The organism is Flavobacterium sp. JAS (assembly GCF_020991455.1).
GTDB lineage: Bacteria > Bacteroidota > Bacteroidia > Flavobacteriales > Flavobacteriaceae > Flavobacterium.
In genome coordinates, this window is record NZ_JAJMOX010000002.1 from 39,338 (window position 1) to 53,979 (window position 14,642).

At 32.7% G+C, this 14,642-nt stretch carries 11 protein-coding genes and 1 other RNA gene; 6 read left to right on the top strand and 6 right to left on the bottom strand.

Annotated features, from left to right (window positions below):
- Positions 1-91: 91 nt before the first annotated feature.
- Positions 92-1,138 carry a formimidoylglutamase gene (locus LPB88_RS02465; protein WP_230712214.1) on the bottom strand — a complete coding sequence of 349 codons (1,047 nt, stop codon included), beginning with the start codon at positions 1,136-1,138 and terminating at the stop codon, positions 92-94.
- A gap of 97 nt (positions 1,139-1,235) precedes the next feature.
- On the opposite strand from LPB88_RS02465, the gene LPB88_RS02470 reads away from it, so the two are divergent.
- Entirely contained in the window at positions 1,236-2,114 is an 879-nt protein-coding gene (locus tag LPB88_RS02470; protein ID WP_230712215.1) for a hypothetical protein, read from the top strand.
- 614 nt (positions 2,115-2,728) lie between these two features.
- On the opposite strand, the gene hutI is transcribed toward LPB88_RS02470, so the two are convergent.
- Together hutI and LPB88_RS02480 are read right to left on the bottom strand one after the other, a co-directional pair.
- Positions 2,729-3,964 (bottom strand): imidazolonepropionase, encoded by a 1,236-nt coding sequence (hutI, locus tag LPB88_RS02475; RefSeq protein WP_230712216.1) that lies wholly within the window; start codon positions 3,962-3,964, stop codon positions 2,729-2,731.
- 137 nt (positions 3,965-4,101) lie between these two features.
- On the bottom strand, positions 4,102-5,151 hold the full coding sequence (locus LPB88_RS02480) for a glutaminyl-peptide cyclotransferase (protein ID WP_230712217.1): 1,050 nt from the start codon (positions 5,149-5,151) through the stop codon (positions 4,102-4,104).
- An 88-nt stretch (positions 5,152-5,239) separates the two neighbouring features.
- On the opposite strand from LPB88_RS02480, the gene ffs reads away from it, so the two are divergent.
- The 4 genes from ffs (at position 5,240) to LPB88_RS02500 (ending at position 7,702) form a co-directional block, all read left to right on the top strand.
- Positions 5,240-5,337, top strand: an RNA gene (ffs, locus tag LPB88_RS02485) — signal recognition particle sRNA small type.
- Positions 5,338-5,502: 165 nt separating this feature from the next.
- On the top strand, positions 5,503-6,306 hold the full coding sequence (locus tag LPB88_RS02490) for an SDR family oxidoreductase (RefSeq protein WP_230712218.1): 804 nt from the start codon (positions 5,503-5,505) through the stop codon (positions 6,304-6,306).
- Between the two features lie 156 nt (positions 6,307-6,462).
- Positions 6,463-7,119, top strand: coding sequence for a fructose-6-phosphate aldolase (gene fsa / locus LPB88_RS02495; RefSeq protein WP_230712219.1), 657 nt, complete (start codon positions 6,463-6,465; stop codon positions 7,117-7,119).
- A gap of 88 nt (positions 7,120-7,207) precedes the next feature.
- Entirely contained in the window at positions 7,208-7,702 is a 495-nt protein-coding gene (locus tag LPB88_RS02500) for a hypothetical protein (RefSeq protein ID WP_230712220.1), read from the top strand.
- Between the two features lie 89 nt (positions 7,703-7,791).
- Here LPB88_RS02500 and LPB88_RS02505 read toward each other — a convergent pair whose 3' ends face one another.
- The 3 genes from LPB88_RS02505 to LPB88_RS02515 all read right to left on the bottom strand — a co-directional run bounded on the left by LPB88_RS02505 (position 7,792) and on the right by LPB88_RS02515 (position 11,181).
- A complete protein-coding gene (locus LPB88_RS02505; protein WP_230712221.1) occupies positions 7,792-9,261 on the bottom strand; it encodes an MFS transporter in 1,470 nt (489 codons plus the stop codon).
- Positions 9,262-9,437: 176 nt separating this feature from the next.
- Positions 9,438-10,139: a LytTR family DNA-binding domain-containing protein gene (locus LPB88_RS02510; RefSeq protein ID WP_230712713.1), complete on the bottom strand. Its 702-nt coding sequence runs from the start codon at positions 10,137-10,139 to the stop codon at positions 9,438-9,440.
- On the bottom strand, positions 10,129-11,181 hold the full coding sequence (locus LPB88_RS02515) for a sensor histidine kinase (RefSeq protein WP_230712715.1): 1,053 nt from the start codon (positions 11,179-11,181) through the stop codon (positions 10,129-10,131). Before LPB88_RS02515 ends, LPB88_RS02510 begins: the two co-directional genes overlap by 11 nt.
- 270 nt (positions 11,182-11,451) lie before the next feature.
- On the opposite strand from LPB88_RS02515, the gene LPB88_RS02520 reads away from it, so the two are divergent.
- Entirely contained in the window at positions 11,452-14,640 is a 3,189-nt protein-coding gene (locus LPB88_RS02520) for a SusC/RagA family TonB-linked outer membrane protein (RefSeq protein WP_230712222.1), read from the top strand.
- Positions 14,641-14,642 lie beyond the last annotated feature (2 nt).

Here is a 14,642-nt window from a genome sequence, read left to right on the forward strand (position 1 = left end):
AAAATTCTGTGCAAAGATAGGTTTATTCAGTTAATCCTTTATTTGAATCTTGTTTTATTTGGCAAAAGGGTTAATTCCCAGTCGTTAATATTTATAGAAATTTTTCTTTTTCGTTATTGGCTTTAATAAAATCTGTTATTAAATAACCAATCAATTTACCAATTAAATTATTATTTGGAGAATCGGCAAGATCAGGTGCGCCTTCGCAAATATGTAAATAAGTAGCGTTTCTATGTTGTCCAAAAAACGATATAAACTGTCTTAATTCTTCAACAGAAAATCCGCTGATTGTCATAGCGCTGCTGGCTATGTTTGGAATTGCATCTAAATCAATTTCGATTCCAAAAGAATCTGTCCTGATAAATTCTAGAGCCAAAGCCATTTCTCTGCTAAAATCTTTTTCCTTGCGAATATTCACACTGTCATAAGTATTATAACGAACGCGATCTTCTAATTTTTTGATGATATCAAGAACACTTTTTGAAGTATAATTTTCGTGCAGACCAAAGATGAAATATTTTTTCAGGAACCCTTCTTCATAGGCATACGAGAAACCATTACCACTGTGACGTCCTTCGAGAATTCTAAAATCAGAATGAGCATCAAAATTAATAGCATTTATTGGTTTTCCTTTGGCCAAAGCCGAACCTTTAATATTTCCGTAAGCATTATTATGACCTCCGCCAATAATTATAGGAGTTTTCCCCGCTTTTACAATAGTAAAAATAATATGCGAAACTTCTTTGTCAATTTTTTCAACTAACTGACTTAGTTTTGACCGGTCGTCAATGTCGTTGAAATCAAGATTTTCGACGTCTCGCATTTCTTCAAGAACATTAACTTGTCCTAAAATAATAATCTGACTGCCTTTTGAAAAACGATTGTGCTGAATATTTGCGATACTTTTAATGGCGCTTTCCCATGCAGAAGCCGCTCCGGGTCTGCCGAAGTTAGCGCGTACGCCAATGTCTTCGGGGATTCCCAAAAGCACATATTTAGCTTCACTTTCTTTTAAAAACTTGAGTTTGTCTGCTCCTTTAGGAATGACAATCATTTTCTCTCCGAATTTTATTTCACCACTTCGGTGATTTGTGATTTTCGCTAAATCATTTACAGTAAAAGGAATTACTTTCTCCATGAAAAAAAAATATTTTCCAAAAATAATATAATTGTAACAACTTACGTTATTACCTTATATTAATTCTTAAATTTGTTTTAAAGAAAATTATTTAAATATGGAAAACCCAAAGAACAACAACTCGAGTCTAAAGGCGATAATCGCAGTTTTAGCAGTCCTACTAATTGGTAGCTTAGTGTATATTTTTAAATTGTCTTCTGATACAGAGGTGGTTAAGACAGAACTTACATCGACCATGACAGAAAAAGAATCTGTTATGAAAGACTTGCAAGAATTGAAAGCAACTTATGATGCTGCAATTGCTGAAAACACTTCTATGTCTGATGAGTTAATTCAGGAAAGAGATAAAGTAGTAGCTTTGATGGATGATTTGAATAAATCAAAAGGCGATGTGTCTAAATACAGATCACAAGTTCAGGCTATGCAAGGTAAAATGAAAACTCTTGTAGCTGAAAATGACGAATTAAAAAAACAAAACGGTGTTTTGACAGTTCAAAGAGACAGTACAGTTACTGTTTTAGGTGAATCTAAAAAATACAATGAAGTATTAGTTGGTCAAAACGAAGAATTAGCTAAAACAGTTGAAAAAGGCGCTAAATTATCAGTTTTAAACACAAAAACTGCTGCTTACAAATTAAAAAGCTCAGGAAAACAAATCGAAACAGATAAGGCAAGCCGTGCTGATGTTTTAAAAGTTAGTTTTACAATTGCTGAAAACCAAATCGCTAAATCAGGAGATAAAACGTATTATGTACAAGTTATCGATTCTAAAAACAATGTTTTAGGCGAAAAGAAAACAGAGACTTTTGGAGACAATACTTTAACTTACAGTTTTAAAACTACTGTTAAATACGAAAATAAAACTGTTAATGTTAGTGAAGATTTACCAGGTAAAGATTTTGCTAAAGGAGCTTATTTTATCAATGTTTTTGACAATGATGAATTAGTTTCTAAAACAAGTTTTAACTTGAGATAATTAAGTAGTCGAAAAGTAGAATACCACTAAAATATTAAAGGTCTGTGAAGTTTTTCATAGACCTTTTTTTATTAAATTAAAATCACATTAATTTAGTATCTACTTCCTTTTTCTAGTTTGTTGCTGTTCTAGCTTTTTTTGAATTTTCTCCTGTTTTTTTGCTTTTAAATCTGTCGTTGGAGCTTTCTTAGCCATGATCTTCTTGTTTAATTATTAAAAAAATAGTTTAAACCTGATCCTATAATTTATCTTATAATAAATAAAAACTTTATAAAGCGAGTAGCAACATCCAATGTAGATTGGAAAAGCATGTAAAAAAAAGTTTTATAGGATTTTATTAAGCACACTCGCAATGCTTAATAATTCGGGAAGATTTTTAATTTTAATAAAGAAGACAATTGTGAAATGTTCTTGTTGGTACACAAGCTCATATTGGTATTTGAAGCATTTTGCTTCAAACCAAATTTACTTATACCTACACTGAGAACTAAAATTTTCATATCTAAAAATCTGAGTTGTAAACATACTACCTTATTTTGAAGATAATTAGTTTTTGTAAGATTTTTATGTTTATTTTAACTATTGTAGGAATCAGTAAATCTGGTTCTTATTTTTTATATAATTTTACCGTTTACAAAAACGCTTTCGATTAAATTACTGCCAAATGCGTAAGGAATTTGATAATAAGACGAAATTGGTTTTGTTAGGATTAGATTAGCCTTTTTACCTTTCGTAATACTTCCGTGTGTTTCTGAGATTCCCATTGCATAAGCGCCATTAATAGTCGCCGCATTTATGGCTTCTTCGGGTGTCATTTTCATTTTGATACAAGCTGTTGCAACTACAAAATTCATATTTCCTGATGGAGTAGAACCAGGGTTGAAATCAGTAGCTAAAGCTAATGGTAAACCTGCTTTTATCATTTCGCGTGCTGGAGTGTACGGAATGCTCAAGAAATAAGAACAAGATGGTAATGCTACAGGCATTGTTTCAGTACCTTTTAAAGCTTCGATATCTTCGGGGTTCATAATTTCAAGATGATCGACAGAAAGGGCGTTAAATTTAATTCCGGCTTGTATTCCTCCAATAGAATTGAATTGATTTACGTGAATTTTTGGCTTTAAACCGAATTTAATTCCTGCCTCCATTATTTTCTCTGTTTCTTCAACAGAAAAATAGCCTGTTTCGCAAAATACATCCACAAAATCAGCTAGTTTGTCTTTGGCTATTTCAGGCAACATTTTAGTTATGATTTCGTCAATATAACCCGCTTTGTTTTCTTTGTAATGCAATGGAAAAGCATGTGCGCCCAGAAAAGTTGCTTTTATTGTAATGGGATAATTTTCAGCCAGTTTTTTAATAACACGAAGCATTTTTAATTCACCTTCGATTGTTAATCCGTAACCTGATTTAATTTCCACAGCTCCGGTTCCTAAATGCATAACCTCTTCCAGGCGAAGTTTTGACTGCTCATAAATTTCTTCTTCTGAAGTTTCGTTTAGTTTTTTAGCCGAATTTAAGATTCCGCCACCGCGATTAGCGATTTCTTCATAAGAAAAACCATTGATTCGATCCACAAATTCCTGTTCACGATTACCGGCGTAAACAATATGTGTGTGGCTGTCGCACCAAGATGGCAAAACAATTTTACCCGTTGCATCGATAATTTTGTCTGCTTTAATTCCAGGTAGATTATCCATAGATCCAAAATCTGCAATTAGATCATCTTTTAGAACTAAAAATGCATTTTTGATGGTTGGAAGTTCTGCCATTTCGGCTCCTGAAACTTTAGAAATTGAAGTTTCACGTATTTGAAGCAGTTCTTTTATGTTTGTTATAAGAGTTGTCATTGTTTTGATTTTATTATATAAAGGTATTTTAAAAGACAAATTTCACAAATTATCACGAAGTAATTTGTGAAATCTGTGAAATTCGTATTTATAGATTGGAATTTAGAATTTAAAATATTGGAATTTAGTTCTTAGATTTACTCTGAAACTGTTATTTCGAACATTTTTTCCCAATATTTACCAGTTACAAATATGGTTTTTGTTGTAGGATTATAAGCAATTCCATTTAAAACTTCTGCTTGTGGATGTTTTATGAATTTACGTAAATCTGACATATTTAAAATTCCTTCAACAGCTCCCGAAGTTGGGTTTACTACTGCAATTGCATCTTTTTGCCAAACATTAGCATAAAATTTTCCATTAATATATTCCAATTCATTAAGAACTTTAATTTTTGAAGTTCCTGAATAAACATTGATATAATCAATTAGCTTTTGGTTGCTTGGATCCATTTTCCAGATTTTTTCGGTTCCATCTGAGCGGTAAATGTATTTTCCGTCATTTGTCATTCCCCAACCTTCAATTTCTTTATCGTATTTAAAAGTTTTTTCAAGTTTTAATGTTTTGGCATCATATATAAAACCTGTGTTTTCCTGCCAGCTTAATTGAAACAATTTGTCATTAATAAAAGTGATTCCTTCTCCAAAATACTGTTTAGGAAGATCTACTTGTTTAATAACCTTTCCGGTTTTATAGTCAACAGATCTAAAATATGAATCTGCTTTTTGACCAGTACTTTCAAACAAAACACCGTCATGAAATTCTAAACCTTCTGTAAAAGCTGCTGTATCGTGAGGGTAAGTGTTTACGATTTTGTATTTTAATAATTTCGGCTCAACGTTTGAAACCAGCTCAACGCGTTTAGTTGCATCTGAAGAATCTGATCCAAAATAGACAGTTGCTTTTAAGTACTGATAACCTAATTTTTGATCTTTTAATTCAAATTTGAATTTTTCAGCACCTTTTGTACTACCTACTTTTTTGTCGTTTATAAAGTAGGCAACGCTGTCAATCTCTTTCGAATTTGGGTTTAAAATTCCGATAGAAATTGATTCTTGTGGTAAAAAATGTGCTGGAAAAGCAGAATCATCGATATTAAATAAAGAATTTTCACCTTTATTTTTATCTCCACATCCAATTAATGTGATTCCTAATAAAATGACAGCTAGGAAGTTATGTTTTTTCATAGTTTAAAATTTGAATAAGCCAATATACAACGATAATTTTATAGCAACAAAGCTCTTGCAAAAATATAAAAAGATTGTATATTTGCACCGGCAAGTCCTACACGACCAGCTCCTGCAGACTCCCCCAGGATGGGAACATAGCAAGGGTACGTGGTTGAGCGGTGCGATGTAGGTCGCTTGCCATTTTTTATTTTATCGTCCCAAGCTATCGGGATTTTTTTTAGAATTAATGCAAAAATAGTCTTCCTTATGGAGGATTTTTTTATTTTTGGACCTTTCGTGAGTTAGAAGTTTATCTCTTTATTGCAGCTCACGACATTTTACTACTAACATTTAACATCTAACTTAATAATGAGCAAAGTCGTTTTAATTACCGGAGGATCCTCAGGGATTGGAAAATCAATTGGAGAATTTTTACATAAAAAAGGGTTTGTTGTTTATGGAACCAGCAGAAATCCTGAAAAAATTTTGAATTCTGTTTTTCCACTTGTAGCTTTAGATGTTCGAAATGTTGAATCTATAAAGTTGGCGGTAGCTAAGATTATTGCAACTTCAGGAAGATTAGATGTTGTAATTAATAATGCAGGTGTTGGTATTACGGGACCATTAGAAGAAATTCCGATGGAGGAAATCAAGAATAATTTTGAAACTAATTTTTTTGGACCAATTGAAGTTATGAAAGCCGTTTTGCCACAAATGCGCGAACAAAAATCTGGCTTGATTATTAATATTACTTCGATTGCTGGTTATATGGGCTTGCCATATCGAAGTGTTTACTCGGCATCAAAAGGAGCTTTAGAACTAATTACAGAGGCTTTGCGTATGGAGGTTAAATCTTTTGGAATTGAAATTACAAATATAGCGCCTGGTGATTTTGCTACTAATATCGCTTCAGGACGTTATCATGCGCCTGTTATACAAGGTTCTGCTTATGAAAAAGTTTACGGAGATACGCTTGCAACGATGAATGATCATGTTGATGCGGGAAGTAATCCAAATGAAATGGCTGAGTTTGTTTATAAAATAATGCAGGAAAAAAAGCCTAACGTTCACTATAAAGTTGGTGCTTTTATGCAGAAGTTTTCAATTGTCTTAAAGCGTGCTCTTCCTGATAAAGTGTATGAAAAAATGTTAATGAATCATTATAAACTGTAAAAAAAGATGTGGAAGTAATAGCTTGATTTCGAAATTTGTAATTTTTTAATTGATTTTTGAAATTTGGACTGTTATTGGTGTCGATTTTGTAATTTTGCACCGGATTTGGCGTAATGAACTCGCCTAAAATATGAACACAATTAAATAGATATAATTATGAAATTTTTTATTGACACAGCTAATTTAGCTCAAATTAAAGAAGCACAAGCTTTAGGTGTTTTAGATGGTGTAACAACTAACCCGTCTTTGATGGCAAAAGAAGGTATCACTGGAAAAAATAACATTTTGAAGCATTATGTTGACATCTGTAATCTTGTTGAAGGTGATGTAAGTGCTGAAGTAAATGCGCTTGATTATGACGGAATGATTAAAGAAGGTGAGGAGCTGGCTGAATTACATGAGCAAATCGTGGTAAAATTGCCAATGACTAAGGAAGGTGTTATGGCTGCAAAATATTTTTCGGATAAAGGAATTAAAACAAACGTTACACTTGTGTTTTCTGCTGGTCAGGCTTTATTGGCTGCAAAAGCTGGAGCAACTTATGTTTCACCTTTTATTGGTCGTTTAGATGATGTTTCAACTGATGGTTTAGCATTGATTGAAGAGATTAGATTGATTTTTGATAACTACGGTTATGAAACTCAAATCTTAGCGGCTTCTGTGCGTCATACAATGCATATTGTAAACTGTGCTAAAATTGGTGCTGATGTTATGACTGGACCTCTTTCTGCAATTTACGGATTGTTGAAACACCCATTAACTGATATTGGACTTGCTCAGTTTGTTGCTGATTTCGAAAAAGGAAATAAATAAGTTATCCTTCTAATATAATTTAAATCGCCATTTTCGTCAGAAACATGGCGTTTTTTTTTACTTTTATGTATCTAAAAAAGAAGTACATATGAGAAAAGTTATCCTGATTCTGGCATTTTTGGTAATTAATATTTCAGTAAATGCACAAGCCAAAGTATTAACATCGGTAAATGAAGCTGGTGATGTAGCCACTTTTGAATTGGATTGTTCTATGCAATTTCAGACTCTTGCCAAAGGTTTGCGTTACAATATTACGCGCCATGAGTTTAAAGGGCCAGAAATGAAAAATTCTTATCGTTTATTATTAGTAATGGATGGTTTTTATTCTAAAACTTTAAATAATTCGATGACTATTTCGGCTGTACTAAGTGATGGAACAGTTATAGAAGCCAAAAAGATAATCGAAGATGATGGTTTTTTTGACGGCGCCTGTACATTGAAAATTAAAGATCCAAAAGCACTTTTAGAGGCTAATATTGACAAAGTTATCATTCATGCTGATAAAGATGTAGTGTATACATTATCAGAAAAAAATAAAGCTGCTTTTAAGAAAAATCTAAATGCAATTATAACGGCAAAATAAAATTTCAAAAAAAGCAATAAAAAAATTCCAAATTTCAATCGGTAAAATTGGAATTTGGAATTTTTTATTTGGAATTTTTTTATAAAGGTTTAGTGGCCTCCAGCGCCACCTTCAACGTGGCTAATTCCTTGTCTTTTTAAGATTTTAGGACAATAGAAACCGTAGAATCCTAAATATGCAAAACCAATAAGTGGTACGATATAAGAGAAATGTGTCCATGTAATACCAAATATTCCTTCTGGGCTAGTAAGGTCGATATCACAGATACTTCCCTGAACTAAAGGAATAACTCCTCCTCCAAGAATCATCATAATCAAGAAAGACGATGCTTTTCCTGTGTTTTTTCCTAAACCTGCAATCGCTAAATCGAAGATAGAAGGCCACATGATAGATAAGAATAAACCTCCGGAGATAAAGAAGAATTTAGCAATAGACGGATCTGGATAAACTAATCCTGCAAACATCATTACTAAACCTGAGATTCCGAAAAGCATTAAAGTTTTTCCGGCATTTTTACCACCAACAAAACTTATTGCAATAAACAATAAAATCCAGATTGGGTAAATATAGAAAGAAGAAACGTCGTGTGCAGCAAATATATTAGCGACAATAATTACTCCAAATGCAATTGCAGGAACAATAAATTTAAGTGCTGTATTTACTAAGTTTGAAGTATTGAAAACGTTAACTCCACCATTCCAGCGACCAATCATTAAACTTCCCCAGTAAAGGGCAATAAATGGCGCAATAGCATCTTCTAAAACATTTCCGAATTCAGAAGTGTGTAGTAAAGCTGGTAAGTTACTAATGATAGTAACCTCAGTTCCAACATAAATAAAGATTCCTAACATTCCTAGATACAATTGTGGGTAATCAAGAATGTTGAATTTTTCGTGTGCAACTTTAACTACTTCTTCCTCTTCTTTTGCAGGATCTTCGATTTTAGAGAAGTACATGAAAATTGCTACTGCAATAAATGCAAGACCTAAAATTATAAAAGGTAGTTTGATATCTTCTAATGAAAGAGATGTTTTTTTGTCGTCTCCCATTCCAAACAAAGCGATTCCTAAAAGAATAGCTCCAATTGTTGTTCCAAAAGAGTTTATTCCTCCCGCAAGTGTTAAACGGTGAGCTCCGGTTTGTGGGCTTCCCATTTTAATAGCTAAAGGATTTGCTACGATTTGTTGAATTGAGAAACCTAAAGCTATTGTAAATAAAGCAGTTAAGAAGAATGGAAAACTTTCCATTGTTGCTGCTGGAATAAATAAAAATGATCCAAAAGCTGATAAAAGTAATCCGGCAGAAAGTGTTTTTTTGTATCCGAATCTTTGTAAAATGTCTACTTTTAAGGATATTATGAAGAAAATAATTGAGCCTACAAAATAAGAAACATAAAACGCCCAAGCTACTAATTGTGATTGCACTTGAGATAAAGTAAATACTTTTTTGAATACTGGAATAAGGATATCATTGGCTGAACCAACAAAACCCCAAAAGAAGAAAACAATTATCAAAGAGATAAACTGTCCCCATTTGGTTTGAACATTTTCTGAACTCATAATTTAAGAGGTTAATTTTTTATTTTATTGTTTTTTGAAGACCGTAAATATATTTGTTAAGTATATCAAAAAAAAATAAAATGACACAAATAATGTTAAATTTAAACGAACGACGTTATTTTTTCAACAATGTGTTAATTTTTACCGAGTTAGAAAATGAAGTTATTAAGGGGGATTTATTCTAAAATTCTGTTTTTTACCTCTTTACTATAATTTCTGCCAATAGGGATGGTGTATGATTGAATTTGGATTCGGTTTCCCTCTATAGATTTTACCTTATTTAGGGCAATTACGTACGATTTGTGAATTCGCAAGAAGCGATCGGCAGGTAATTCTTCAGATAATGAGGTTAAAGATTTGTGTGTAATATAGGTTTTATCAGGAGTTACAACTTTTATATATTCCTTCATTCCTTCGACAAATAAAATTTCTTCAATATTAATTTTCATCATTTTTTTATCGACTTTTATAAAAATATGAGAATCTCCTTTGGTGGTTTCTACTTTAATATTGTTTTTTAAATTGTATTCGGTTGTGATTTTATTAATACATTTTATAAATCTTGGCAGCGGAATAGGTTTTACTAAATAATCTAAAACATCAAGATCATAACTCTCGGCAGCAAATTCTCTAAAGGCAGTTGTAATAATGACTTTGGTTTTGTTTTCGATTAAACTAATCAATTCAAATCCTGTCATCATAGGCATATTAATGTCCAGAAAAACTGCATCGACAGTGGTACTGTTTATAAAATCGAGCGCTTCGAGAGAATTGTTAAATGTACCAATTACTTCAAAATCTGTAAAATTAGCAAAGTAATTCTGCAGGACTTTGATAGCTAATGGCTCATCATCAATCAAAACGCATTTAATCTTCATCATTAATAGGTATTTGCAAACGGATTATATAGTAATTGAATTTAGTGGTATGTTTGAGACTGAAATCATTTTTATAAATTAATTTTAATCGTTTTTTGGTATTGACTAATCCAATTCCTCCTTTTTGATTAAGATTTTGTGAAATTACAAAATTATTTAAGATTTCAAAATCTAACATTTTATTGTCAATAACTTTACAGTTTATCTTTATTTTTAAGTTATGATTGTTTAAACTCCCATGTTTAAAGGCGTTCTCGACCAAAGAAATGAAAATTAGCGGAGGCACAACAATATCATCAATATTAGATTCTAAGTTTATCGTAACTTCTACATTTTCAAAACGTAACTTCTCAATTTCGATGTAATTTTGAATATAATCGATCTCTTTTATTAAGGGAACAAATTTGGTTCCTTTTACATCATATAACACATATTCCATCAAATTTGATAGTTTTATAATTACATCAGGAACCTTATTGGAAGATTCTAATGATAATGCATAAAGATTATTTAAGGTATTGAAGAAAAAATGTGGCTGAATTTGATTTTCAAGATACTTTAACTTGATTTTAAACTGATTTTCTCTTAACGATCTGTTTCTTTCTCGCTCGCGCAGCCAGGTCAAAGTCAGATAAACAGAAGAGGCCATAGCAAGAACATACAATTCACCAATGCAAACGGCTACAATATGATTGATCTCAAAAGGGTGATATTCTCTGTTGGCTTCCGGCCAAATATTCTCGGATATTATATAATAGGTAAGAGCTGTTTTTAATAAATAGATGCCAAAAAGACTTACCAGTAATGAAAATGTATAAGTAATATATTTCTGCTTTAATACATATCTGGGTACTAAAACAAAAAGATTAAAATAAACTAAAGGTATGTGCAGTGAGAACTCAATTAAGTTTGATTTGAAGGAATAGGGATAGTCATTAAAGTAGGCTCCCCATCTTAAAAAGTTAAGAGTGAAGTAAGTACTCCAGAACCAAATATGATTTTGAAGTTTAATGTCAAATTTTAACTTTCGAATTTCGCTCAACTTATTGTGTTGGTTATTGGTTTGTCTGGTTTCTTCCCCGTAAATAAAATGCAACTTTAAACAATTAGTTGCTTAATCGCAATTCTTTTGAATATTATTTTGAAAAAAAAGATAATTAATGTGTTTTTTCTACTGTAAAACGTTTTCGTAAAACATATTATTGATTGTTTTGTGTCGTTGGTTTAAAAATTGGAACCGTTTGTATAATAATTTTTTTTTAACACTACGTTAACAATAAATTTACAACTTAACCAAAAAAACCATGTTAAAATGAAACAAATTATGTTAATCTTTATGATTGCATTTACGGCGCAAGTCTCTCTTGCTCAGGTAAAAACAATCAAAGGTTTGGTAAGCGATCAGAACGGATTGCCGTTGCCAGGAGTAACTATTGTTATTCAGGGCACAAAAACAGCAACCCAGAGTGATTATGACGGAATCTATACGGTACAAGCATCTGCAGGAGATGTACTTGTTTTTTCGTATATCGGTATTAAAACTAAAGCTGTAACTGTGGCCGGTTCAGCTACAATAAATGTCGTGCTTACAGAAGATGCGCAAAACTTAAATGAAGTTGTAGTTACCGCATTAGGTATCAAAAGACAAAAGAAAGAGCTGGGTTATGCCGTTCAGGATGTTAAAGGAGATCAATTAAATAAAGTAATTACTACCAATGTAACTACGGCACTCTCAGGTCGAGTAGCCGGAGTTGATGTTTCGATACCTGCAACAGGAGTTGCCGGTAGCACCAGAGTAATTATTAGAGGTATATCAAGTATAGGCGAGAGTAACCAACCACTTTATATTGTAGATGGTGTGCCTATTGATAATTCAGGTTTGAATAATGATACTGCCGCAACCAGTAAATGGTTTGACGGACGTGATAACGGGGATGGAATATCTGGAATCAACCCCAATAACATCGAAAGTCTTACAGTGTTAAAAGGTGCTGCAGCTGCAGCTTTATATGGTTCAAGAGCTTTGAATGGTGTAATCTTAATTACCACTAAAAAAGGAACTAGAGGAAAACTTCAGGTTGAACTAACAAGTGGGGTGAGTTTTGACCGCGTCTTGGCTAAATATTCTGATTTTCAAAATGAATATGGTACAGGGTCAAATGGCGTCTTGCCAAATCCTGCTCAAGCTCCTACAGAGATTTATAATAACACTACAAATGCATGGGGACCTAAATTCTCTGAAAGTATTGGTAAAACAGTTACAATATTTGATGGTTCTGTAAGACCTTATCAAAGAGTTGACAATAATATTCAGGATTTTTTCAGAACTGGATTTACCACAACAAACGGAATTGCTGTTACTGGTGGAAATGAAAATGCCTTTGTGCGTTTTGGATATAATAATCTAAACAATGACGATGTTATTCCGGGTTCAGGTTTAGAGAGAAACGATGCAAGTTTGAATGCAACATTAAGATCAGATAAATTTACTTTGGATGCTAACGTAAATTATATTGCTGAAAATACAGAAAACAGACCAGGTTTAGGAGATTCTCCTAATAACGTTGGATATTCATTAAGCGGTTTAGCGCCAAATATTGATCAGGCTTGGTTGAAAAACTATAAAAATGAAGAAACAGGTCAAATCTATCCTTGGAATAATAATATTTACTTATTGAATCCCTATTTTACCACAGAAGAAAATCACAACTCCTCTAAGAAAAATCGTTTTATAGGAAATGTTACCGGAACGTATCAACTAAAAAAATGGGTAGGATTAACCTTAAGAACCGGACTTGATACTTATGCTTTTAGTGCCAAGGATTTTATGGCTGCCGGAAGTACATGGCCGGGAAGAGATGAAGGTTATCTTGGTTTAAATAATATTAATGTGTCTGAAATGAACACCGATTTAATTGCAACTTTTAACGGAATTAAATTGGCGACAGATTTTACTTTCTCTGGAATTTTAGGAGCTGGTAGAAGAGATTTTAGAAGAGAACAAAATTCAAGAACCGGAACTAAAATTATTGAACCGGGAACTGAATACATCAGCAACTTTGTAAATCAAACGGAAAATGCTCCTGTAGAGACTAAAACCAGAACAAACTCTGTGTATGGTTCTGCAAAGTTTGATTATAAAGGATATTTGTATGCAGAGTTTACAGGCAGAAATGACTGGTTTAGTGTGATAAACAAAGATGCTTTTTACCCGGCAGCTTCGCTAGGTTTTGTATTCTCTGATGCTTTTGGTATTCAAAGTGATTCATTCTCTTATGGAAAATTCAGAGCTTCATGGGCAGAAGTTTCGAATGCACCGGGAGCTTATAAAAATGCTTTAAATTATACCACATTTGCTTCTTATAATGGGCAAAGTGTTGTGAATATTAAAAATAGCGCTGCACCAAATCCTGATTTAACGTATCAATCAAAAACAGGAGTTGAGTTTGGACTTGAAACGGCTTTTTTTAAAAACCGATTAAAAGCTGATATTACCGTATATCGTGAAGATACATCAGATCAAACTCTTGATTTGCCTTCATCAGCAACATCTGGTTATGAATTTGTTTCTGTAAATGCCGGAAAATTACGTAACGAAGGTATTGAGTTGTTTATATCTGGTACTCCAATAAAAACCAAAGATTTTGAATGGGGAATTGATTTGAATTTTTCAAAAAACAAAAACTCAATTATTTCTTTGCATCCGGATATTAGTACTTATACTATTTCTGAAGCACGTTGGGCTGGAGCTGCTATTGTAGCACAAGTTGGAGGTCAGTACGGAACTATTATGGGTAAAGATTTCTTAAGAAATGAAGCTGGAGAAAAAGTAGTTGGAGCAAATGGTTTACCATTGTTTACAGATGATAAAGTAGCATTAGGAAAAGGTCTTCCGGACTGGGCTGCGGGTTTAACTAATAGATTTACTTATAAAGGAATCACACTTCAGTTTTTATTAGATATGAAATTTGGAATGGATGTTTATTCTATGACCAATTCAGTTGCTGCAACAAAAGGGCTTTTAGATGTAACTACAGAGGGAAGAGATGCTTATAATCACGCAAGAGCTGAGGCTGTTGCTAATGATCCTAACTTTAGCCAGTCTTCATGGGTTCCTACTGCAGGTTATGTTGCAGAAGGTGTTGTCAATACAGGAACAGCAGCTAATCCGGTTTATGTAAAAAATACAACTCCGGTGAATCCTCAGGATTATTGGAATACAGTATTCAATAATACCCCGGCACCATTTATTTATGATGCTTCTTATGTTAAATTAAGAGAGGTTAGTATTGGATATTCAATACCAAAAAGTGTTTTTGGCGGAGCAAAAATCAATTCAGTCTACATTTCTGCATTCGCAAGAAATTTATTGACTTTTAATAAAGATCTTCCAAACGTTGACCCAGAGTCTATGTACACTTCCGGAAACGGGCAAGGTTTCGAATATGGTTCATTACCATTTAGACAATCGTATGGTTTTAATATTAAAGTTGCATTCTAAAA